Origin of the sequence: Acetobacter oeni, from assembly GCF_011516825.1 — a bacterium.
GTDB classification, from domain to species: Bacteria; Pseudomonadota; Alphaproteobacteria; order Acetobacterales; family Acetobacteraceae; genus Acetobacter; species Acetobacter oeni.
This window is the reverse complement of record NZ_WOTA01000005.1, coordinates 115,189-138,879: the sequence shown is the minus strand read 5'-3', so window position 1 is coordinate 138,879 and position 23,691 is coordinate 115,189. Positions and strand designations below refer to the sequence as shown.

Genomic DNA, 23,691 nt, shown 5'->3' with positions numbered 1-23,691 from the left:
CAGGACTGTCCGGAACGAGGTCAGCATTGTGACATCAGCTCCGGCCATGATCCGACACCGGACCCGTGCCGGTAACACCCGATGTCACCCGCCCGCGCCATTTCCGGGCGAGTGTATCAAGCGCCAGATAGATCACCGGTGTCGTGAAAAGTGTCAGAAACTGCGACAGCGCCAGACCACCGATAATGGCAAGACCAAGCGGACGCCGCAGCTCCGAGCCCGTCCCATGCGAAATCACCATAGGCAGCGCGCCAAGCATCGCCGCCAGCGTGGTCATCAGGATCGGACGGAAACGCAGCGTGGCCGCCTGCCTGATCGATTGCAGCGATGACAGGCCATGCACCCGCTCTGCTTCCAGGGCAAAATCGATCATCATGATCGCGTTCTTCTTCACGATACCGATCAGAAGAACCAGACCGATAATACCCATCACATCCAGTCCGGCTCCCGAAAGACGAAGAGTCAGCAGTGCGCCGATACCGGCGGAGGGCAGGGTGGAGAGAATGGTGATCGGATGAACGAAACTCTCGTAGAGAATGCCAAGCACGATATAAACCGCGATCAGTGCCGCCGCGACAAGGAACAGTTCGTTCCCGAGTGACCCCTGGAAGGCCGCGGCCGTTCCCTGGAACGATGTCTGGAAAGATGCAGGCAATCCCGTGGATTTTTCAACGCGCTCAATGGCATCCGTCGCCTGGCCAAGTGAATAGCCGGGAGAAACGTTGAACGAAATCGTCGTGGCGGGGAACTGCCCGAAATGCGTGATCAGCAGCGGAGCCGTCTCACGGGTGACCGTCGTCACAGCCGCCAGCGGCACAAGCCCGGATGTTGGGGCGCGGGTCGGCCCCGTCGAACTCTCGCCAGAGTTTCCGGACACGCCCGGAAGATAGATCTCATCAAGAGAGCTCAGTTTTGTCTGGAACTTGGGATCAGCCTCCAGAATAACACGATACTGATTGGACTGCGTGTAGATCGTGGAAATCTGGCGCTGGCCAAACGAATCATAAAGCACGTTGTCAATCGTCTGCGGCGTAATCGAATACCGGGCGCCGGTCGCGCGATCGAGAGTCACCCGCGCAACAAGCCCCGCAGACTGAAGGTCGGACGTCACATCAGAAAGCGCCGGCTCCTTCTGCAACGCCTCAACCAGTTTCGGCACCCAGCTTTCAAACTCGTTGTAATCAGGATTTTCCAGCAGAAACTGATACTGCGTGGCGGCAACCGTCGTATCGAGCGACAGATCCTGAACTGGCTGCAGATAAACACGGATACCGGCAATCCCGGCCGTCTCGTTCGAAATTCGGGCGGCAACTTCCTGGGCGGACGAACTGCGGTCGTCATGACTCCGGAGATTGATCAGAAAGCGGCCCTGATTCAGCGTCGAGTTCTGGCCGTCAACGCCGACGAATGACGACAGCGAAACCACGTCCTTGTCTTTCAGGATAGTCTGCGCCAGCTCCTGCTGATGCTTTTTCATGGAGTCAAACGAAGTCGACTGCGCCGCGACAGAAATACCCTGAATGACGCCCGTATCCTGAACCGGGAAAAACCCCTTGGGGATCTCCCAGGCAAGAAAACCGGTCAGCAGGAGCGTGCCTCCGAAAACAAGCAGCGTAAGCCGCTGATGCGCCAGAACAATATCCAGACCACGATCATAAAACGCGATCAGACGCTCAGTGGCCTCTTCCATCCGGGCCGACCAGCGCTGGAAAGCCGTGTGAGCGTCAGCCTGGGTATGAGGACGCTCCGAAAGCAGCCGCGCACACATCATCGGCACGAGGGTCAGGGAAACAACTGCCGACAGCACGATTGTAATCGCCAGCGTCAGCGCAAACTCATGGAACAGAAGACCGACCACATCTCCCATGAACAGTAGCGGAATCAACACGGCAATCAGCGAAATCGTCAGCGAAATAATAGTAAATCCGATCTCGCCCGCGCCTTTCGTCGCGGCTGTCATCCTGTCGTCGCCCATCTCGATATAACGGGAAATATTCTCAATCATGACGATGGCATCATCGACCACAAAACCGGTCGCGATCGTCAGCGACATCAGCGACAGATTGTCCAGCGAGAACCCAAACAGATCCATGACCGCAAAAGTGCCGATAATCGAAAGCGGCACCGAAAGGCTCGGAATAATCGTCGCGGGAACATTGCGCAGAAACACAAAAATGACGGCAACAACGAGAATAAGCGCCAGAAACAGCTCAAACTCGACATCCGAGACCGAGGCGCGAATGGTCGTCGTCCGGTCCGTCAGAGGAACAATATCAATCCCCGGTGGCAGAGACGATTTCAGGCGCGGCAGCGCGGCCTTGATGTTGTCCACGACCGAAATGACATTGGCGCCCGGCTGGCGCTGAACATTCAGAATGAGGCCTGGCGTCGTGTTCGACCATGCCGCAAGCTGATTGTTCTCAGCCCCGATCACCACGGTCGCAACATCGCGAATACGGATCGGCCCGCTGTTCTGATAGGCAATCACCTGATTCATCATCTGATCGGTGCTGGTAATCTGCCCGTCCACCCGCAGCGTCGAAGCCCGCTGGGCACCATCGAAGGTCCCGGTCGGGGAGTTGACGTTGACATTGCCGATCGTCGTGCGGAGCGTGTCGAGATCAACGCCAAACGATGTCAGCTTCGGAATGTTCACCCGAACCCGGATCGCCTTCCGGTTGCCGCCGGACAGCGTGACCAGACCCACGCCGGAAATCTGGCTGATCTTCTGCTCCAGCCTGGTGTCAACGTAGTCCTCGACCTCCGGCAACGGGATCGTCTTCGAGGTGATGCCCAGCGTCAGAACAGGCGTGTCAGCCGGATTGACCTTCGCATAAACAGGCGGTGCCGGAAGATCCGTCGGCAGCAGGGAATTGGCCTGGTTGATGGCCGCCTGCACCTCCTGCTCGGCGACATCCATGGACATCGTCAGCCCGAAGCGCAGCGTAACGACGGACGCGCCACCCGAAGAGCGCGAGGTCATCTGGTCCAGTCCCGGCATCTGCCCGAACTGCGTCTCCAGCGGCGCCGTTACCGAGGTCGCCATCACATCCGGCCCGGCCCCCGGATAGAACGTCTCTACCGTGATGGTCGGATATTCCACCTGCGGCAAAGCCGAAACAGGCAGAAAGTGATAGCCGAGCAGGCCAGCCATCAGAATGGCAAACATCAGAAGCGTGGTGGCAACCGGGCGCTCGATAAAGATGCGTGACGGATTCACTGGCAGGCGTCAGTTCGAATGACGGTGATGAGACTGAGCCGGCTGCGCCGTATCAGTATCTGTCGAAGGCTTGTCCGCCGGTATCGTAACCTTCGCGCCCGCGCGCAGATGATCCGTCCCGTCCGTGACCACTCTGTCCCCGGCCGCAAGGCCAGTCGCAACCACCGTCCGTGTCCCGTCCGTAATGCCCGGTTTGACGATGCGCACATCAACCGTGCTGTCACTTTTCACAACATAGACGAACTGCCCGTTCGGCCCGGTCTGTAAGGCGTTGCTCGGCACAATAATCGCATTATGCAGCGTATTTACCAGAAGACGGGCGTTAACGAACTGGTTCGGAAACAGGTGCTCGTCCTCATTGGTGAAGATCGCACGCAGACGCACCGTGCCCGTGGAGGTGTCAATCTGACTGTCCAGCGTGCTGACCTGGCCCGTCGCAATCTTCTGGGTGTTGGAACTGTTCCAAGCATCAACCGGCAGCGAACCGGCGGAACGAAGACGGTCCGCAACTTCAGAAAGCTGGTCCTGTGGAAGTGTAAAAATAACCGAAATCGGCTGCATCTGCGTCAGAATGACCAGCCCGCCCGACTGGCCCGCCGTAACGTAATTGCCACGGTCAACCACGCGAATGCCAACGCGCCCGTCAACCGGCGCGAGAATATGGCAATAGACAAGCTGGAGCTTCTCATTGTCGACCAGAGCCTGATCGACTTTCACCGTTCCCTCAAGCTGCTCGACCGTGAACTCCTGATCCCGCGCGGTCATCGCGGCCACGCTGTCCTGCCTGATGAGCTTCTGATAACGTGCGTTATCAACCCGCGCTTTCTCCAGTTGCGCCCGGTCCTGGGCCAGCTGCCCCACATACTGGGCCAGTGCCACGTCATAAGGGCGCGTATCGATCACAGCGAGCAGATCGCCTTTTTTGACGTGCTGCCCCTCCGTGAACTTCACATCCGTCAGATAACCATCAACACGCGGCATCACCGTAACGGTCGTGATCGGAATCACCGTGCCGAGTTCAGTCAGCACCACCGGCATATCCCCGGTCGTCACGGTCTCGACCGCAACGGGCTGCGGCACATTCTCCCCGGTCGTTCCGTGCCGCTTGCTGCCGGATTTATGACTCCCCCCGTGAAAGAAATAGGCGATCGCCACGATCACCAGCACAATCACAACCAGAATGAGCCAGAGCCGTCTGCGTTTGCGTGGAGAAGGTGTTTTCTGGCCCGAGACCGGAGAGGTAACTGTATTCTGTTCGTCCATATCCTGCCGGTTTCCGTCCGCCACATTCTTTCGGGGCCCGCACCCGGTTTTGCAACCTGCGGGCGTGATTCCAGTCTTGCCAGTCACCTCCTGCCCATCATGACCGTCGTAATCATAATGACTGAAAAAGCGTTCAGGCCCATTCGTGATAGCAGTAAAATCCAATCACGACACTAGCACTTCTCGTTCATGAAAACTGTGCGGGTCAGCAACAGAAGGAGTGACAGCCAAGAGTCATCCACTTGAAATAAATGGATATTTTTCAGAGCGGAGTCCCTGTGGAATGAGTCGTGGAGCAGGTTCGATAAATCAATATTTAAATTACAGCGAAACGAAAGCCGAACGGTTTTTCATGCAAATCGTAATGAAACAGTAACATTTCTCCGGATGGCCATTGAGGCATCATTATATGTGAACGCCCGCACGAACATCTGCCGAACCAGCGGCCTTCTCAAAGAGATTTGTACAGGGATCTGGCAAAATGCTGTAAATTTTATTAAATGATCTGCTACGGAGTATTGTCACACCATGTCTCATCGCAGATCAGTCCTGAAGCGCCGGCTCGGCCTCCATCTGTCTCTCGCCATCAGCCTCGCCGGCGTAGCGGGAGAGGGTGTTCCGCTGCGTCACGCCCACGCTCAGGCAGAAGACGCCGAGCAGGCCGAAGCCGAAGCCGATGCCGCGGAAGCTGCCAAAAAGGCCGAAGACCGCAGGGCCGCCAAACAGGCAGCCCCTCCGGCCGCACTTCCCGGTGCGGAGACAAATGAGGAGGGCGGCCACTCCAATATGGATATAGAGCCCACAGCCGCGCTGTTCGAGGCGATTAACCGCGGCAGTCTCGGCGGCGCGCGTGAGGCTGTAAACCGCGGCGCGGATCTGAGCGGTCACAATGTTCTCGGTCAGACGCCTCTGGATATGTCGATCGACCTTAATCGCAACGACATTACATTTTTCCTGTTGTCGATGCGTAGCCTGGAAGGCTCGGGTGACGAGACAACGACCGCAGTCGCAAGCTCAGGCATCGATATGGCAGGCGGATCAGGCCATATGAGGGTCGGAGGCAAAGCCTCCAGAGCAGAAAAGGTCATCGATTCCCGTTATGATGCCTCAGGCGGTCGTCCGCAGCCTTCCGTCGGCTTTCTGGGCTTTGGCGGGAGCTGACCTCTCGCCGGGGCTCGCAATTTCTTAACGTCAGCGGCCCCAGCTCTGCCCTTCCATGTGAGCACGTTATTTCCACCGTGCCTGGCGGCAAGCCCTTCCGGGCATCACTGCGCGGCGATCGGAACCTCCGATGAGGGCGCGATCAGTTCTGCCGCTTCCGCCGCGAGACTCTCGCTGCGCAGGACATCAAGCTGAATCAGTTTCCCCTCGCGCTCCAGATGCCAGAACGTCCACCCGTTGCATGATGGCGCGCCGGTCAGTTCCGCACCCAGTTTATGAATCGACCCGCGCTTCGTCCCGCTGCTCAATGTTCCGTCCGGTGTCACGATCGCAAAAAGCTGCTGGTTTTTGTCACAGACAATCGTGCCCGCCGTGATGAAATTCCGCTCAACCAGACTGCCAAACGGCACCCGAGGAGCCTCACGTTTCATCGGCGTCGTCGTGATCGCATCAAGCGGCAGCGCTTTTTCCTGGCGAACACGGCCAATCGCCGCCTCGGCATAATCCGGATGCCGCTCAATCCCGATAAACCGGCGCCGCAGACGCTTCGCCATAGCCGCCGTCGTGCCCGTACCCGTAAACGGATCAAGCACAACATCATCCGCCGCCGTGGACGAAATCAGAACCCGATGCAGCAGACTTTCAGGCTTCTGGGTCGGATGCAGCTTCAGCCCGTGATCGTTCCGCAGACGCTCGCCTCCGGTGCAGAGCGGCAGATACCAGTCCGAACGCATCTGAACGTCATCGTTCAGCGCTTTCATCGCCTGATAGTTGAACCGATACCGGCTGTCCTGACTCCGCGCCGCCCAGATCATCGTCTCATGCGCATTCGTAAAACGTCGACCGCGAAAATTCGGCATCGGGTTCGATTTGCGCCAGACAATGTCATTAAGTATCCAGAATCCAAGATCCTGCAAAATGGCGCCGATGCGGAAAATATTGTGATAGGAGCCGATCACCCAGATCGTCCCGTCCTTGCGCAGAAGCCGGCGCGCTTCGCTCAGCCAGTCTCGGGTAAAACGGTCGTAAGCCGCGAGATCGGAAAACTTATCCCAGTCGTCATCGACACCATCCACAACCGTATCGTCAGGCCGACGCAGCTCTCCGCGCAACTGAAGATTATACGGCGGATCGGCAAACACGCAGTCAACGCTGGCCGAAGGCAGCATCCGCATCACGTCAACGCACTCACCCCGCAAAATCTGGTCAAGCGGCAGTTCCATAGGGGTCGTGGCGCCGCTCATGCTGGGTCTCCTTGAGTGAGAATAAGTGCGAGTTGTTTACGAACCGTGCCAAACCCACGCCGGTGATGCGGTGTGCAGCCCTGCACGGTGATTGCCGTTCTGTGCGCGGCCGTGCCGTATCCGGCATTTCCGGCCCATCCGTACCCGGGCCAGCGCTGATCAAGCCGTTTCATGATCCGGTCCCGCGTCACCTTGGCCAGAATCGAAGCCGCAGCGATGGAAAGACTGATCGCATCGCCGCCAACCAGCGTGCGAACCGGCACGCCGCCAAAATCCGGCACCCTGTTGCCATCAACAAGGGCGAGGGCAGGGGGCGCAGGCAGCCGCCCGACAGCCCGGCGCATCGCAAGCTGGGCCGCGCGAAGGATGTTCAGCGTGAGAATCTCAGCGACAGACGCCGCTCCGATCCCGATTTCAATCCCCGGAACCGATGGCAGGCGCCGCACAATATCCTCACGCCGCGCTGCTTTGAGCACTTTGGAATCATCTATGACCAGAGCCAGATCCGCCGGCACACCGGAACCGAACACAACCGCCGCCGCAACCACCGGGCCGGCAAGAGGGCCACAGCCCGCCTCATCGACCCCGGCTACGCGACCGCCATGTTCTGTTTCCAGTGAGAAATCAGGCATAGGATCCTTTCTCCAGTCCTTTGAACGACTCGCTTTGAATCAGCGAGTCGTTTGATCTTCGACTCGTAAGAAAGGAAAACCATCTTATGGGGGGAGGGCGCAAGAGTCGGGGTTACGAAAAAATTATATGCACCAGGGAAAGCTGACAGCCCCGATCCGAAGATTCGAGTCAGAGCAGGCGATTAAGCGAAAACACCTCCGTGGGCCTCTTTTTTGAATCACACGAAAAAATGCGCCGGAAACAGAAAAGGGCGACGCCCGCCCGGCTCAGGAAAGCCGTTCAGACATCGCCCCGCAAACCCGGACAGATTTACGACCGCAATCAGGCCCTGTTGCGGCGCGGCATCACAATCCAGCCGAACAGCGTGCCCACGAACCAGGCAACGCCCAGCGAGAGAAGCGGCTTGTCACGAACAAATGTCACACTTTTCTCAATAAGGCCCTCGCCCTCCTCATAGAGATCCGCAAACTCTTCGCGCGCCATGCCCGCAAGCTGATCAACCTTACCGTCAGCCTGCAAACCGGCATCACCTGCCAGACCGCCCGCTGCGTCTTTCACATGACCTTTAGCCTGATCAACGATGCCTTCGACCTTTTCCCTGATCGGATTAATTTTATCGTCGGCCATAGGGTTACCCTTTTCTTTTGTGACGCAACCGGAAGACAATTCCCGTAGCGCAGATTCAACCGCATCATTTGGAACCGCACATCCGCCGGATGCAAGTTTTTCCAGGTAAAACAATACCGTCATGCATCCATCGAATATTTATGCGTCCGCAGTCACGTCTATAACGCAAAGCGAACTCTTCCGTTGCCCTGCGAATGCCAGTCCTTTCGAAAACGCAAAATTGACGAATGCGGCCCGTCAATGTGTCCCGCCCCCCGTTGTGCCCGGACCGAAAACAAGGTTTCTGACCTGTCATGCCGCTGCTCCGACAACCACAGATCATAGCACTGACCGTCTCAAGCCTTTTGCTGATGGAGCAGCTCGACGGGACAATTCTGTCCACGGCGCTCCCATCCATCGCGCAGTCCCTGCATGTCGATCCGGTCGCCGCCTCCGTGTCGCTCACCTCCTACATCGTCGGCCTCGCGATCTTCATCCCGGCCTCCGGCGCCGTCGCCGACGAATTCGGCAGCCGCACGACTTTGCTGGGCGCCATAACGATCTTCATCTTCTGCTCCGTGCTGTGCGGCCAGGCTGTCAGCCTGCCCATGCTGGCCGCCGGCCGTATGCTCCAGGGAGTCGGCGGAGCGCTGATGGTTCCCGTCGGGCGCCTCGTCCTGCTACGCAGCGTCGCCAAATCAGAACTTCTCGGCACAATGATGTGGATGATGCTGCCCGCCACACTCGGCCCGATGCTCGGCCCCGTCCTCGGCGGATTCATCACCTCCGCATTCTCCTGGCGCTGGACATTCTACATCAACGTCCCGGTTGGCATCCTCGGTCTCTTCATGACCTGGCGCTATATCCCGCAAATCCGGGAACCGAGCGGAAAGCACTTCGATCGTATCGGTATGCTGCAGGCCGGCGGCGGACTGGCCCTGATGTCTTTCGCGGCCGAAATGATCAGCCACAATACAAAACCCTACTGGCTCTCAGCCGGATTGTTGCTGGCAGGTGCCGGGCTGTTCGCAACCTATTTCCGTCACATGAAACATCACCCCAACCCGCTGCTCGATTTCAGCCTCCTGACCGTGCCAACTTTCCGGCTCTCGGTGACAGGCGGCGCGGCCAGCCGTATTGCCGTCGGAGCCCTGCCGTTCCTTCTGCCCTCGCTGCTCCAGATCGGCTTCGGATTAAACCCGGCTCAAAGTGGCCTCGTGACTTTCGCCGCCCCCATCGGAGCCATCTTCTCGCGATTGTACGTGATCCGCCTCTTCCGCCGTTACGGTTTCCGCACCCTGATGATGCTGACCGGCTCCGGCGCCGCCGTCACATTCGCGCTGATTGCCTTCTTCCGTCCCGGCTGGCCGATCTGGCCGCTGACGATCGTGCTGATCTGTTCCGGTGCCGTCCAGGCGATCCAGTTCTCAGCCTATAATTCGATCGCCTACGCAGACCTCCCGGAAAATCGCATGAGCGCGGCAACAAGTTTCTATTCCACCTTCCAGCAGGTCATGCTGTCAGCCGGAATCTGTATCGCGGCGCTGGCCGTCACCACCTCCCGGATCGTCTTCGGCCACACCTCTGTCACAGCCTTCGATTTCGACGCAGGGTTCCTCGTCACCGGCCTCATCTCACTGCTCGCCATACCCGCCGCCGGCATGCTGTCCAGGAACGCAGGCGCAGCCGTCAGTGGCTACAGTCCGGGAACCTCACGCGATAACGCGCACCCGATGCATACAGGCTGACGATCCGGAAGCTTTCATAAGCCTTTCCGTCAGCCAGCCGACGCGCCTTTCACACACATTGCGACCACTCGGAAACCCTTTCCCACGTGAAAACCGCGCCGCCGCCGGAAACCGCCCCGTCGGAACAGGTCTGACACAAATTTTTCAGGCCCGTCTTACCGCCCCTCGCGATACCACCCGGCCCCCAGAGCCAGCAGTGTCAGAACCAGCGCCAGCCACGCCGGCACAAGTGGCGTCGCGCTCGTGCCGGTCAGCACATGAGCATGACGCGCCGGAAACGTCAGCGCCCCGCCCGTCGCCGGCGCACCGTCCATCGTCCCCGGCGTAACAGTCCCGATCCGGATGGCCGGCACAACCGGCCTGTCCGGATTATCACCCAGCCAGCCGATTTCGCCCCCCGTGCGCGCAACAACCGGCGCGACATGGCTAGCCGTAAGCCGCAGATCGGCAAACTCTTCCGGATCGGTCAGCCTCGGTGCCGCAAACGCACGATGGCTTCCATCGTCAGCCTGCCAGATCCCCGGCAGCGCCGCCGGCATCTGCCCCCGGGAAATCCCGGGTGAAACCTGATGAAGCTGAATCGTGGATTTCATCCCGTCCGGCATCGTAACATTCACCGCCGGAGGCGCTCCCCCGGCTTCACTGTGACGTGTAACCGTCAGCATCCCGTCACTGATCCCGGCCTCCAGCCGCTCTTCCTCAAGATCGGGCTCTTTCATCAGCCAGTGCGAAATCCGGCGCAGCAACTCAGCCTGCGGCCCTCCGCCATACTCGCCCCGCGACCACAGCCAGATCTGATCCGAAAGCAGCAGCGCAACACGCCCCTGATCGACATGATCGAGAACCAGAAGCGGCGATTTGTCCGGTCCGCTCATCAGCGTCTCGCCATGCGACGAGTCCGGTCGCAATGCCCGATACCACGGCCCCCACACGCCGGAGATTTCCTGCGCCGGCGTGGACTGATCCAATGCATCGGCAGACGAGCGCGGCGGCGCGCCGGGCAACCCGGCCGTTACCGGATGACGACGCCCTTCATCCGTAAGCTGCGGACGGAATCGCCGTACCACAATGCCCCCGGAACTGTCAGCCGGCTCACCCGGAACGGAAGACGGAACATGAGCAGGCAGAACATCGCCCACCACCGTATCCTGCAAGGAATTCGGCCCGGTAAATTCCGGTCCCGCAATCAGGAACAGCCCGCCCCCGCGCCGCACATAACGCGCGATATTCCGCAGATAGACCGGCGGCAGAATATGCCGGTTTTCAAAACCATCGAGAATGATGAGATCAAACTGACCGATCTTGTTCTGAAACAGCTCCTGCACCGGAAATGCAATCAGCGCGAGATCCGACATCGGCGTGCCATCATCCTTGTCGGGCGGCCGCAAAATGGTGAAGTGAACCAGATCGACCGACGGATCAGCCTTCAGTAACCGCCGCCACACGCGCTCACCCTGGTTGGGCGTGCCGGACACCAGAAGCACCCGTAACCGGTCACGAACCCCATTAATGCTGACGACATCCTGGTTATTGACGGTCGAAACTTCCCCCGGCAACTCCGAGACGGACAACCCGACCAGCGTTTCCCCCGGATGCGTCACCGGCAGCGAAATATCCTGCGGCGATCCCGTTCTGACCGGCACCTCAAGCCTGTCACCACCGTCCTGCGTCAGTGTGACCGTCGCCGGCGTGTCAGGATGCGTGCCCGGCCCCAGATCATCCACCTGAACACGCAGCGTCGCCGTCTGGCCGACAATCGCATAAGGCGGCGCCTGTAAAATCCGCAGCCGCCGGTCCGTTTCCTCGCCCCGCCCGGCAAGCAGCACATGCAGAGGCAGAGTCGTGACATTCCCATGCTCGTCACGCGGCGCCAGCCGGTCAGGAATATCCTTCGGAACATCCTGCGTCTGGCCATCCGTAATCATGACAGTCCCGGCAAACTGCTCCGGCGGAATATCTGCCGCCGCCTGCGAAAGCGCGTCGAACAGATGCGTCCCTCCGGTGCGCTCGCCATGAACCGTCACGGTTCGCAGAGACAACCCCGCCCGCGCCCGCTCGCTCAGAACCCGCGCCGCCGCCCGCGCAATGGCTGCCCGGTCGCGGATCGACATCGACCCCGTCTGATCGACAATCACCAGCGCCGTCTCCGGCAGATCCCGGTGCGTCTCATGCAGCGTCTGAGGGCCGGACAGCCAGAACAGCACAACAGCCGCCGCCAGACCGCGGAGAAGCGTCCCGCGCATCCGCGCCACAAGGCCTGCCACAACGGCAGCGGCACAGATCGCGGCCAGCGCAACCAGCAGCCAGTGCGGTAAAAGCGGTGCAAAACCGATCGTGCGGGTAAAGGTGTCGATCATACCGGCCTCATTGTCCCAGACGCCGGAGAATGGCCGGAACGTGGACCTGATCCGCCTTATAATTGCCGGTCAGTGCATAAATCACCGCATTGACCCCAAACCGGTAAGCCATTCGCCGCTGATCGTCGCCTCCCGGAATCACCGCGAAACGTGTGTCCCCGTTCTCATCGACAGCCCAGGCATGGGCCCAGTCCGATGCTCCGATAATCACCGGACTGACATCGTCGTTTTCCGCCTCGCCCTCCCGCGCCACCCAGACCGGCAGCCCGGCATAACGCCCCGGAAATTCATGCAGAAGATAAAATGTATGCGTCAGAACATGATGATCATTGAGCTTTGTCAGCGGTGGGACTGGCAGCCCCTCGGTCGCCCGCCGGAGCGCCACCGCACTGCCCGGTGCCTCTCCGGCGCTCCCTGAAGCATCGTCATCTCCGCGTGAGGCCGTTCCGTCGACACCCTGTGTATCGATAATGATCATCCCCCCATGCTCCATGAAGGACGTCAGCGCCGAGGTCATCGCCGGCGTCGATCGTACACCCGGAACAATCGGCCAGTAGAGCAGGGGATAATAGGACAGATCATCAATTCCCGGGCGTACACCATCCGGATGACCCAGCACTGCGGACGTCCTGGCATTCACATAGCCCGAGAGCCCCTGAAGCCCCTCGCGCGAGACCGCATCTGTTTCCTCGTTCCCGGTCACCACATACGCCAGCCGCGTCTCCAGAGCCGCGCCCGGCACGCCCGGACTGGCCGCAGGAGGCCCGCCAGCCGGCAGATCCGGGCGTGGCGGCGAAACCACGCCGGTCCCCTGTGCCAGAGCAGGAACAGAGCCGGACACGGCCAGCAACGTCCCGCCGATCAGAAACACAGACACCACATTCCGCCGTCCCACCCGACGCCAGGAAAAAGGCAGGCCCCGCAAAAGCAGCGTGAAACAGGCATCGAGACTTAGCAGAATCAGAGCAGCCGCAAGCAAAGCAGGCCCGGGAAACCGGTCAGGCCGATGCCCTGCCGGGTCCGTCACCGTCCCGACCGGCTCAGCCACCGTGAGATGCCGGACCGTGTCGCCCACATTCAGCGCCCGCCGGCTGGCCCGCGAGCCATACAAACCCGGCGGATGCTCGGGAGAAGGCGGCTCCGTGCCGAACCGGCTCGCCGCCAGTCCCCGCGCAAACGGCGGCGGCGCCCCCAGAGCCCCGTCACCATCAAGTGTCAGCACCGGTGGAAGAACCGCCTCGTCAGCAGGCGCATCAACCCCCGCCGCGTGCTCGACCAGCCTGTCGAGCATATCCACAAACAGACCGGACAACGGCAGGTTCGACCAGTCCGCCGTCGGCGTCACATGGAAAAGAACAACCTCACCTTTCCCATAGCCCGCATGAGTCACAAGCGGCGTTCCATCAGTCAGCCGTGCCCAGCTATGCGCCGGAAGATCCGCCGAAGGATGCGCCAGAACCTGTCGCGAAACCGTCACGTCCTGCGGAACCGTCAGACCATGAAACGGAGAGTCAGCGGCAAACGGTTCAAGCGTCTGCGGCTTTCCCCAGGACATCGTGCCGCCAAGCTGACGCGCCGCAGGCATCAGCGGAACGGGAAGAAGCGATGCCTCAACCGGATTGCGCCCTCCCGTAACCGATGCATCGGTCTGACCGGCATCCATATCCGGCTGATCCGATGCATCATCCGCATGACCCGCCACCGTGCGCCCGGCAAAACGAATCAGCGTCCCGCCATTATGCACCCATTCCGCGACCCGATGCCGTGTGTCCGCGTCCGCAAGCGATCCGTCCGGCGCAACCAGCACGGAGAGAGGCTGGCTCAGCAGGGAGGCCGCCGTCCCTTCACGCAGATCCGCCGTCGGTCCCAGTGCCCGATGCAGATAGAACAGAGACCCGACCAGCGGCGTATCGCTCGCCCCCGTCGAGATCAGCCCCACCGGACGGAGGCGGTCTCCCTCATCAAGCAGCATCGTCGCCGCCGCGGACGGAAACCCGTCAACGGACAGCATATCAACCCGATTACGCATGGCGGATGGCAGTGTTACAGGCACGACAACGCTTTCTTCCCCGGCCGGAATCGTCACCTCCGTCAGCGCCAGCGTTCCGCCGTCCTGACTATGCGCCCGAACCCGCATCCCGCGCGGTGTCGCCACCGGAACCGTGACAAGCCGCGCCATCACACCGGAAGTCTCCGCTCCGCTGCCCGCCGCCCCGGAAGACGTGGCCCCACGTGCCGAAACCAGCACAACCGGCTCCCCGGCATGAAAGCGGATTTCCTGCACAGGCCCCAGCGACCGGAGCGCCCCGGCAAAAGCCGCATCAGCCTGTCCCCCGCCAACTCCCCCCGAAGCAATCCCGTCACTCATATACAGCACAGCACCAACCGGCGTGCCCGCCTTCGCAAGCGTCCGCAGAAGCTCCGCCGCGTGAAGCCGGTTATCTCCCCACGGCGCAGGCCGCGTCGCATCCAGCACAGCCGTCGCCCGCTCCGGCGCAACAGCTTTCAGCTCCGCGCCATTACTGCCACTCGTGGTGTCAGACCCGTCGGAATGAGCCGTGCGCAGGAAAATCACCTGACGACCGTCATGCGCCGCCGCATCCAGAATGGCATGCGCCGCGTTGTTGCGCTCACTCCAGTCCGCCGCCGACATCAGCCCGTCATCAAGCACCAGAAGCAGCGTGCCCGTCCCCGGAAGCGCCACCGGCTGACCAGGCAATACCGGCCCCGCCAGCCCGATAATCAGAAGCCCGACCGCAATGATTCGCAGCAGCAGCAGCCACAGAGGCGGGGTCGACGCATCGTTCTGTTCCGGCTTCAGGCGACGCAGCAGGGCGATCGGCGGAAAAACCTGCGTGCGCGGCGCGGGCGGTCTGGCTCGCAGCAGCCACCAGATCGCCGGAAGCAGCGCAAAAGCTGCGAGCAGGGCAGGGGAGTGAAAAATCATTTTACCGGCCGCCGCCCGACTGACCGGAAACCGAGCCGCTGAGCGCCAGAAGCGTCATAGCCGGTGACTGATCGGTAAAATGCGTCAAAAGCGTATGCCCGCTCCCGTCCACCATCGCCCTGAGCCGCTCCTGCCGCTCCGAAAAGATCGTTCCATAATCGGGACGTAACGCTTCCACATGCGGCAGAATCACCTCGCCCTCATCTTCGGTCCCCACAAAACGCACACGCCCCGCATAAGGCAGATCCCGTTCCGCCGGATCGACGATCTGTAACAGTTGTGTCGGCACAGGCCGGGCCGCGAGATGCCGCAACCCATGTGTCAGTTCAGCCTCATCCCCGAGAAAATCCCCCGCAATCACCAGCTTCGCAAACCGGGGCAACACACCCGCAGCAGGAATCCTGCGCTGTGGCCGGTCCGCCAGAGTGCTCAGCGACAAAGCCATCCGCGTCGCAATGCGCCCCGCGCCCGGCGGCAGATCAGCCGGCCCTTCAGACGTCAGCAGCCGAACCCGCTCCCCGCCGTTTTCCAGCAAAGTCGCCAGAGCCAGGAGCAGCAGGATCGCCCGATCCCGCTTCTGCGGCAGATTGCCTCCCTGAGAAGACGACCACGCCATCGACGGACTGAGATCGCACCACAGATAGACCGTCTGCGCGATCTCGGCTTCCGTCTCCCGCACATAAGCCCGATGACTCCGTGCCGACTGCCGCCAGTCAATACGGGTAACAGGCTCTCCCGGCTGGGCCGGACGATACTGCCAGAAGGTCTCACCCGGCCCGGCCCGCCGCCGCCCGTGCTGACCAGCCGCCACCGTCGCGGCTATCCGTTCCGCATGAACCACCAGCCCCGGCAGCCGCGCGGCCAGCATCGCCGCCTCCCCGGCGAGCGATCCCGCCGTCCCGGGCACAGCCCCGCCACCGGTCCCCGAAAATCCGGCGCCCAACGATGAAGACGACCGTTCACCTCGCAGGCCCCGGAAGACGCGCGAAAAAAGACCGGCCCGACCTGCCGTAAACTGCGTGTCAGAAGCCAAAATCAGCCCAGACGTCCAACGAGGTCGTCAATCACATCCCCGACCCGCAGCGAATCCGCCCGCGCCGCGAAACTCAGCGCCATCCGATGTGCCAGAACCGGACGCGCCAGCGCCGCCACATCGTCCAGACCCGGTGACAGCCGGCCATCAAGCAGCGCCCGCGCCCGCGTCGCCAGCATCAGCGTCTGCGCCGCGCGCGGGCCGGGGCCCCATGCAATCGCTTCCCGCACCAAAGGCACATCCGTTGTCTCAGGCCGCGCCGAACGCACGAGCGTCAGAATGGCATCCACAATCCGGTCGCCCACCGGCAGCTGACGCACCATCGCCTGCGCCGTCAGCAGCTCTTCCACCGTCAGCACCTGCCGGGCCGTCGCCTGAGTCGCGCCCGTCGTCGCCAGCAGCATCTCCCGCTCATCGGACGCATCCGGAAATGTCAGCTGAATCTGCAACATGAACCGGTCAAGCTGCGCCTCGGGCAGCGGATACGTGCCTTCCTGATCGATCGGATTCTGTGTCGCCAGAACGTGGAACGGACGCGGCAGCGCATATTCCGTGCCCGCAATCGTCACCCGATGCTCCTGCATCGCCTGAAGCAGCGCGGACTGCGTGCGCGGGCTGGCGCGGTTGATCTCATCGGCCATCAGAAGCTGACAGAAGACCGGACCCGGCACAAAACGAAAGCTCCGGTGCCCGCCCGCATCCTCATCGAGGATCTCACTGCCGGTAATATCCGACGGCATCAGATCCGGCGTAAACTGCACCCGCCGCGCATCCAGTCCCAGAACCGTGCCAAGCGTGGACACCAGCAACGTCTTACCAAGCCCCGGAGCCCCCACCAGCAGCGCATGACCACCGGCCAGAATGCTCACCAGGGCCTGCTCCACGACATCGTGTTGCCCGAACACAACCTGGCCGATTTCCTGCCGGACAGCCTGGAGCTGTGCCGTAACAAGATCCGCCCGCTGCGCGGCCGTGGCTGCTTCAGGAGAGAGACCGGAGGAGCCGGAACCTGTGTCCGGCGCGAAAGAGATCATCTGAATCGGCATTATTTCTGGCGTCATGGGTCCAGTCTGACATGTCCGGGGCTTACATCAAGCCGGGGGGCAACCCTATATCCGTATGGCGCCAAGGCAAACAGATGTGAGTTAACCGATCGTGACGCCAGACAGTTTTCCAGCCGGTTTCGGGTCCGGCCTCATCGCAAAACTTCACGCCGAAGGCACAAAAAAGCAGCCACATCAGTGCGGTAAGCTGCCTTTCCTCATCCGAAAAGATGGCTCCTGGCTCTATAAGGGCAGTGTTATCCGCCGAAAACCGATGGTCTGCCTGTTCGCCTCCGCCCTCCGCCGCGCCGCGGACGGCATTTTCTGGCTCCGGACCCCCGTCGAGGAAGGTACGATCGAAGTCGAGGACGCCCCCTTCGTCGTCACCGAACTGAACTGGCGCGGCACCGGTCGCGAACAGACCCTCTGCTTCCGGACCAACGTCGATGCCGTCATCACCGCCGGCCCCGAATACCCGCTCCGCACACAGTGGGACGTCCCGCTCGATGCCTGTGACAGCGCCACACCGCCCTATCTCACTGTCCGCGCCGGCGAAGGTCCACTTCCCGTCGAAGCCCGGATCTCCCGCCCGGTCTGGTACGAACTCGCTGCCCTGGCCGAACCCGGATGCTATTGCGGCCAGCCCTGCCTCGGCGTCTGGAGCGGCGGCGTGTTTTTCCCGCTCGCCAGAGCACCCCGTGGCTGCCCGGATGCAAATATTCCCGACTGCGACGACGACACCCCGTGATCACAGAGCGACGACTCCCGCTCGACACACTGCGCGCATGGCAGAGCCTGCAAAAAATCTGGTCCGTCCTGCCCGACTCCCGCCTGGTCGGCGGCGCCGTCCGTGACCTGCTGCTCGAAAAAGATGTCGCGGACTTCGATTTCGGCACGCCCGAGCCTCCCGGACAGGTTACGGACAGACTGACCGCCACCGGAATCAAAACCATTCCCACAGGCCTCTCTCACGGCACCGTCACCGCCGTGATCGACGGGGCGGGATTCGAAATCACCACTCTCAGACGCGACGAACGAACCGACGGACGTCATGCCGAAGTTGCCTGGACACAGGACTGGCGGGAAGACGCCGCCCGCCGCGACTTCACCATCAACGCCATGTCCTGTGACCGCGATGGCCGCGTCTATGACTATTTTGGTGGCCTGGCCGATCTCCACGCCGCCCGCGTCCGGTTTGTCGGCAATGCCCGCGAGCGCATCGGCGAAGATGCCCTCCGTATCCTCCGTTTCTTCCGTTTTCAGGGCCGTTTCGGGGACATGCCGCCCGATCGGCACATCCTGTCAGCACTGTCAGAAAGCGCCGTGCTCGTTCAGACTCTGTCCGTCGAACGTGTCTGGTCCGAGCTCAGACGTATCCTGACCGGCCCCCATGCGCCCGAAATGCTCGCGCTGATGTCTGAAACCGGCGTGATGAACCCATGTCTTCCGGAACTCGGGTCACATCGAAATGCCGCCATCGGCCTTCTTGCCTCGCTGATTGCCTGCGGAGCGCCGCCCGACGCGCGACTCCGTCTCGCCGCCCTGCTCAAAGGTGCCGCTTCCTCCCCGGATCTCATCAGGCAATGCGTGAAACGTCTCCGCCTCTCCCGCGCCGACGCCTGCGAAGTCGTCAGCCTTTGCGGAGAACCTGCGCCCACGCCACAGCTCGCCACCGACGAGGCCGGGGTCGCCCGTCTGCTGGCCGACACCCCTCGCACCGTCCTCACCGGACGCGCCTGGCTCGCCCAGGCAGAAGCCGCACAGCGCAACGCTCATGAATCGGAAAATCCGGACTGGAACACCCTGCGACACCACCTGACCACTGATCCGGTGCCGGTGTTTCCTCTGGCCGGGCGCGATCTCGTCGCGCTCGGTATTCCGGCCGGCCCGCGCGTTGGCGAAGTTCTTGCCGGAATTCGGCAACACTGGCGGGAAGCCGGATGCCGCGATGGAAAAGAAGCCTGTCTCGCCTCTGCGCGATCACTCATCAGTCAGATAAAATAATACCTGAACCTAAAAATCATTAGATTATAATAATCTTCTGATTGTAAAGGATAATTAAAAAATAATACACCAGATATCAGCTCCCCGTCCTCTGCTGCACTCTCCGATCACCTCCCGCGCCCCGTAATTCCGTTTTGTCCGCCATCTTTGCGCTAACCGGCGGCGCTGGTAGAGGACGCTCATGAACGTCGTTCCGCCTGTCCCGCCGCCAGCCACACGTCAGAAACGCGCCCTGCTCCCCGACGACAGCAGAACTCTCCTCGCCAGACTCTGGCGCGAGCAGGTGAAGTGTCATCGCAGCCGCATCGCTTCGGTGATCGGACTGACCGTGCTCACCGCCGGACTTACCGCGCTCTACCCACTGGTCATCCAGCGCGCCCTCGACATGTTCTCCACTCACGACGAGCGTATCCTCTACCAGGTTCCGTTGCTCGTTGTCGCCATCACCCTGGCCAAATCTGCCGCCCAGTACGGCCAGACTCTGGCAACCCAGGGACTGGTGCTCGTCGTGATCCGGGGTCTCCAGGGTTCGATGTTCCGGCACCTCATGGTCACGGACGTCGCCCGTATCGAGCGGGAAGCCCCGGCCTCCATCGCCGCCCGCTTCACCACCGACGCCGTCTCCATCCGCGAAGCCATGGTCCGCGCCGTCAATTCTCTCGGCGATGTCGTCACTGTCGTCGGCCTGATCGCCGCGATGTTCTACATGGACTGGGAACTCAGCCTGATCGCCGCGCTGCTTTATCCCATCGCCGCCGTGCCCATCCAGAAACTCGGCAAACGCGTCCGCCGCGCCTCCGGCAACGTGCAGGAACAGATCGGCGAAACCGCCGCCCTTCTGACCGAAACCTTCTCCCAGGCCCGCACCGTCCGCGTCTACCGCCTGGAAGACCGCGAGCAGGCCCGGGCCGATCGCTCGTTCGACCTCCTGCATGAAGCCTTCGTCAGAATCACCAACGGTCGCGCTCGCGTCGATCCGCTGCTCGAAGCCCTCGGCGGCTCAGCCGTCGCCGCCGTGCTCGGTTTCGCCGGCTGGCGCGCTGCCATGGGCGGCGCCACGCTCGGGGACTTTTCCGGTTTCGTCGCCGCCCTCCTGCTCGCCGCCCGTCCGCTCCGCGCCCTGGGCGCCCTCAACGCCGCCCTGCAGGAAGGCCTCGCCGGCCTCGCCCGCATCTTCACTGTCATCGACGAAAAACCAGCCGTACAGGAATGTCCGAACGCCAGCGCCCTCCCGCCCGGACGCGGTCATCTGTGCTTCCGGAATGTCTCGTTCCGTTACCCGGATGGTCGCATGGGCCTGAGAAGCCTCTCCTTCGACGCTCGTCCCGGCATGACCGTCGCACTCGTCGGGCCGTCCGGAGCCGGTAAATCCACAGCCCTGTCCCTGATCCCCAGACTCCACGATATCTCGGCCGGCTCAATCACGCTCGACGGCGCCGATCTGAGAGACGTGCGCCTCGACGCCCTGCGGGATGCCATCGCCTATGTCAGTCAGGACACGCTGCTCTTCGACGTTTCCGTGCGCGATAATATCCTGATGGGGCGTCCCTCTGCGTCCGATGAAGAGATGAGGGAAGCCGCCCGTCTCGCAGCCGCCCGTCCCTTCATCGAGGCCCTTCCGAACGGCTTCGATACCCGCGTCGGACCGGGCGGCGGTCGCCTCTCCGGCGGCCAGCGTCAGCGGATCGCCCTGGCCCGCGCCCTCCTGCGCGACCCGCGCCTGCTCCTGCTCGACGAAGCGACCAGCGCCCTCGACAGTGAAAACGAAGCGCAGGTCCAGGACGCCCTGGCCCGGATACGTACCGGCCGCACCACCATCGTCGTGGCACACCGCCTCTCTACAGTTCGCTCCGCCGACGTCGTGGTGGCGATGGACGAAGGGCAGGCTATCGAATGTGGTACCCACAGCGAACTCATCGCCCAGGACGGCCTCTACGCCCGCCTCGTCCGCGGTCAGGGTCTGGCCAAATAATTTTACCCGGCTTCCGTCACGCCTCCCGGTTCAGCAGAAACCGCACAATCACCTCCCACTCCGCATCCACCGACCGCGAGGAAACCGGCCACCCGGCCCGCCGGTACCAGTAGCGCGCGTTACTGAGATCGCACTCCCGCCGATGCGGCCAGGCATGAACAATATCGCAATCCGGATTGCCCTCGTCCGCCTGAACACATTCATGCGCCCGTTCCGGATCGCCATGCCCCGCCCATCAGATGGCCGACAGCGCCAGATCCGTTCCAGGCGGTGGCACGTCCGCTGTCAGGTTTTGCGGAATGTTTCAAAATTACCGGCCATTTCACAGGTCCTGTCGTTTCAAATCCGCTGTTACAGCGTGCCAGAAGCCCCGGCGGTTCCCGTTTCAGTCACACAATCTGTTCAGATTCAATATCAGGATTCATGGATAACAACTTGTACATAAACAAAAGATCGAGCCAGTTTCCGAATTTCCGTCCCACCTCAGGCAGAACCCCGCCCCGCACAAACCCACATTGCTCATGCAGCCCGACCGACGCCGCATTGTCCGCCGTAATCGCTCCGATCATAACGTGCAGCCCCTGCCGCGCCGCCGTATCAGCCAGCGCCTCCAGCAACGCCCGTCCGACACCCCGTTTCCTGGAATCCGCATCGACATACACAGAATGTTCGACAGTCTGCGAATACCCCTCATAAACCCGGAAATGCCCGTAAGACCCGAACCCCAGAACCTGCCCCGCTTCATGCGCCACCAGAACCGGAAACCCTTCATCCCGCCGCTGCCGGAACCAGGCCAGCCGCTCCTCATAGGTATAAGGAGCCGAAACCCACAGCGCCGTCGTCTCCCGGATGGCCTGATTGGTGATCGCAAGGATCGCCGGCACATCCCATTCTTCCGCCGGCTTAATCACGAACCCCATGTCAGACCTCCATCAATAAAAACGATTGCAGCCCCGCCAAACGATCAGGTCGATGACCTTATTCTCACGAAAGCAGATGCTGACAAGGCTTACCCGATCGTTGGGTCCGGGAAGGGGCGGTATGGTGACGGAAGACAGGCCGGGAGGGAGGCCGTTTGTGAAGCACGGCGCAGGACGTAAAAGCATATCATTCAGTAAAAGCGAGATGATTCCCGGGAAATTCGGCTGAGGCCCATTATATGTTCCTGCCCGGGCAGGATGTGGCCCGGCGCGCCGTTAAACGGTTTCCGGGTCCGACGGAGCGGTTCGCGCCGTCTGCTGCCGTTCTTTCAAATATAAAGAACGAACGATCGTTTGACGCGATCAGGGGCGATGTTGACGCATGGCGTTCACGAAGCGGAGATGGCGGCAGGCATCCGAAAAAAATGAATCGGGACCAGATAACGGCCCCTTTCCCTGAAGAACCCGAAACCAGCCTCCCCGCCAAAACAGACCAGCGCCCTTAAAACGGCTTGCGAACGATCAGCGTCCCCCAGTCCCCCTCACGCAGATGCGTCTCCAGCACCAGCCCGCACCGCCGATGCGCCGCCAGCACCATCCGTGCCTGCGTGTTCAGCAGCCCGGCCAGAATCGCCGTGCCGCCCGGCATCAGATTCGCCGCCAGATCCGTCGCCATCAGACACAACGGACGCGCCAGAATATTGGCAAACACCAGATCATACGGCGCCTCCCGCCGGATCTGAGGAGTCGACCACCCGTTACCCAGCCGCGCCTCAACCAGCCGCGACAACCCGTTTCGCGCCGCATTCGCCTCCGTGATCCGCACCGACCACGGATCAATATCCGTCGCCAGCACATGCCGGTGAAACAGCGCCGCCGCCGCCATCGCCAGAATGCCGGACCCGCATCCCAGATCGAGAATGCGCTGAGGATTTCTGTAAGCAATCTTCTCAAGCGCCCGCAGACATCCCCGCGTCGAACCATGTTCGCCGGAGCCGAACGCCATACCGGCATCAAGCGTGATGGTGATCCGGTTCGTCGGTCCCGGCTCATCCAGATGAGATCCCCGAACCGTAAACCGCCGCCCGACATTCTGCTCCGGAAACGACTCATACGTCCGCGCCAGCCAGCCCTCGGATTCCGTCTCCGAGCGCTCAGGTTCAGCCGAAATACCGCTGGTCAGCGCGGCAATCGCCAGCGCCGCCACCAGTTCATCCTCTCTGTGGCCCGCATCCCTGACACCTTCCACGCGCCAGAGCTTCTCTTCCTCATCGAACTCGAAAATTCCAACCGTCGTGCAGACCAGACCGATCGCATTCTCATACGCTTCAACCCCGGCCTCCGGCACCGTGACGGAAATGGTCTCAAGTCCGGTCGCATGTCTGCGGCGTGAAGCGGTCATCTGGCACTCCTCCCGAAGGGCAGTAAGGCGGCAGCCGGGAGAGCCGGCCACGAAAGCCCGCTGAATATCAGAGCTTGCCTCTCAAACCCAGAGGGCGGAAATGCCTGCCCGGAGCACGGCGAAAGACGCCGTCCGATC

The 23,691-nt window shown here is 61.6% G+C and carries 16 protein-coding genes; 5 read left to right on the top strand and 11 right to left on the bottom strand.

What is annotated here, in order from left to right:
* Window positions 1-34: 34 nt before the first annotated feature.
* Together GOB90_RS05170 and GOB90_RS05165 are read right to left on the bottom strand one after the other, a co-directional pair.
* Window positions 35-3,220, bottom strand: coding sequence for an efflux RND transporter permease subunit (locus tag GOB90_RS05170; RefSeq protein WP_146890501.1), 3,186 nt, complete (start codon window positions 3,218-3,220; stop codon window positions 35-37).
* Window positions 3,221-3,229: 9 nt separating this feature from the next.
* On the bottom strand, window positions 3,230-4,483 hold the full coding sequence (locus GOB90_RS05165; RefSeq protein ID WP_146890497.1) for an MdtA/MuxA family multidrug efflux RND transporter periplasmic adaptor subunit: 1,254 nt from the start codon (window positions 4,481-4,483) through the stop codon (window positions 3,230-3,232).
* 528 nt (window positions 4,484-5,011) lie between these two features.
* Here GOB90_RS05165 and GOB90_RS05160 point away from each other — a divergent pair.
* Window positions 5,012-5,644, top strand: a complete 633-nt coding sequence (locus tag GOB90_RS05160) for an ankyrin repeat domain-containing protein (protein ID WP_242011807.1) — start codon at window positions 5,012-5,014, stop codon at window positions 5,642-5,644.
* Window positions 5,645-5,748: 104 nt separating this feature from the next.
* On the opposite strand, the gene GOB90_RS05155 is transcribed toward GOB90_RS05160, so the two are convergent.
* The 3 genes from GOB90_RS05155 to GOB90_RS05145 form a co-directional block, all read right to left on the bottom strand.
* Window positions 5,749-6,888 (bottom strand): site-specific DNA-methyltransferase, encoded by a 1,140-nt coding sequence (locus GOB90_RS05155; protein WP_146890494.1) that lies wholly within the window; start codon window positions 6,886-6,888, stop codon window positions 5,749-5,751.
* Window positions 6,885-7,520, bottom strand: coding sequence for a ribonuclease HII (locus tag GOB90_RS05150; protein ID WP_146890491.1), 636 nt, complete (start codon window positions 7,518-7,520; stop codon window positions 6,885-6,887). Before GOB90_RS05150 ends, GOB90_RS05155 begins: the two co-directional genes overlap by 4 nt.
* A 322-nt stretch (window positions 7,521-7,842) precedes the next feature.
* The gene (locus GOB90_RS05145) at window positions 7,843-8,148 is read right to left on the bottom strand and encodes a CsbD family protein (protein ID WP_146890488.1); all 306 of its coding nucleotides are present in this window, start codon (window positions 8,146-8,148) and stop codon (window positions 7,843-7,845) included.
* Window positions 8,149-8,441: 293 nt separating this feature from the next.
* On the opposite strand from GOB90_RS05145, the gene GOB90_RS05140 reads away from it, so the two are divergent.
* Window positions 8,442-9,875, top strand: coding sequence for an MFS transporter (locus tag GOB90_RS05140; RefSeq protein WP_146890485.1), 1,434 nt, complete (start codon window positions 8,442-8,444; stop codon window positions 9,873-9,875).
* A 155-nt stretch (window positions 9,876-10,030) separates the two neighbouring features.
* On the opposite strand, the gene GOB90_RS05135 is transcribed toward GOB90_RS05140, so the two are convergent.
* From GOB90_RS05135 to GOB90_RS05120, 4 genes are read right to left on the bottom strand one after another with little or no spacing between them, the layout of a single operon-like run.
* Window positions 10,031-12,232, bottom strand: coding sequence for a VWA domain-containing protein (locus tag GOB90_RS05135; protein ID WP_146890482.1), 2,202 nt, complete (start codon window positions 12,230-12,232; stop codon window positions 10,031-10,033).
* A gap of 7 nt (window positions 12,233-12,239) precedes the next feature.
* Window positions 12,240-15,179 (bottom strand): DUF4159 domain-containing protein, encoded by a 2,940-nt coding sequence (locus GOB90_RS05130; RefSeq protein ID WP_146890479.1) that lies wholly within the window; start codon window positions 15,177-15,179, stop codon window positions 12,240-12,242.
* A 1-nt stretch (window position 15,180) separates the two neighbouring features.
* On the bottom strand, window positions 15,181-16,212 hold the full coding sequence (locus GOB90_RS05125) for a DUF58 domain-containing protein (protein ID WP_242011806.1): 1,032 nt from the start codon (window positions 16,210-16,212) through the stop codon (window positions 15,181-15,183).
* Window positions 16,213-16,214: 2 nt separating this feature from the next.
* Window positions 16,215-17,246, bottom strand: a complete 1,032-nt coding sequence (locus tag GOB90_RS05120; RefSeq protein WP_408740443.1) for an AAA family ATPase — start codon at window positions 17,244-17,246, stop codon at window positions 16,215-16,217.
* A gap of 163 nt (window positions 17,247-17,409) precedes the next feature.
* Here GOB90_RS05120 and GOB90_RS05115 point away from each other — a divergent pair, with 163 nt between their 5' ends.
* The 3 genes from GOB90_RS05115 (at window position 17,410) to GOB90_RS05105 (ending at window position 21,231) form a co-directional block, all read left to right on the top strand.
* A complete protein-coding gene (locus GOB90_RS05115) occupies window positions 17,410-18,003 on the top strand; it encodes a DUF1285 domain-containing protein (RefSeq protein ID WP_261766056.1) in 594 nt (197 codons plus the stop codon).
* A complete protein-coding gene (locus tag GOB90_RS05110) occupies window positions 18,000-19,259 on the top strand; it encodes a CCA tRNA nucleotidyltransferase (RefSeq protein WP_173571928.1) in 1,260 nt (419 codons plus the stop codon). Before GOB90_RS05115 ends, GOB90_RS05110 begins: the two co-directional genes overlap by 4 nt.
* A gap of 181 nt (window positions 19,260-19,440) precedes the next feature.
* Complete coding sequence (locus GOB90_RS05105) at window positions 19,441-21,231, top strand: ABC transporter ATP-binding protein (RefSeq protein ID WP_173571932.1); 1,791 nt, start codon at window positions 19,441-19,443, stop codon at window positions 21,229-21,231.
* A gap of 389 nt (window positions 21,232-21,620) precedes the next feature.
* On the opposite strand, the gene GOB90_RS05100 is transcribed toward GOB90_RS05105, so the two are convergent.
* Both GOB90_RS05100 and GOB90_RS05095 read right to left on the bottom strand, forming a co-directional pair.
* Window positions 21,621-22,151: a GNAT family N-acetyltransferase gene (locus tag GOB90_RS05100; RefSeq protein ID WP_146886709.1), complete on the bottom strand. Its 531-nt coding sequence runs from the start codon at window positions 22,149-22,151 to the stop codon at window positions 21,621-21,623.
* Between the two features lie 502 nt (window positions 22,152-22,653).
* Window positions 22,654-23,553 (bottom strand): 50S ribosomal protein L11 methyltransferase, encoded by a 900-nt coding sequence (locus GOB90_RS05095; protein WP_146886707.1) that lies wholly within the window; start codon window positions 23,551-23,553, stop codon window positions 22,654-22,656.
* Window positions 23,554-23,691 lie beyond the last annotated feature (138 nt).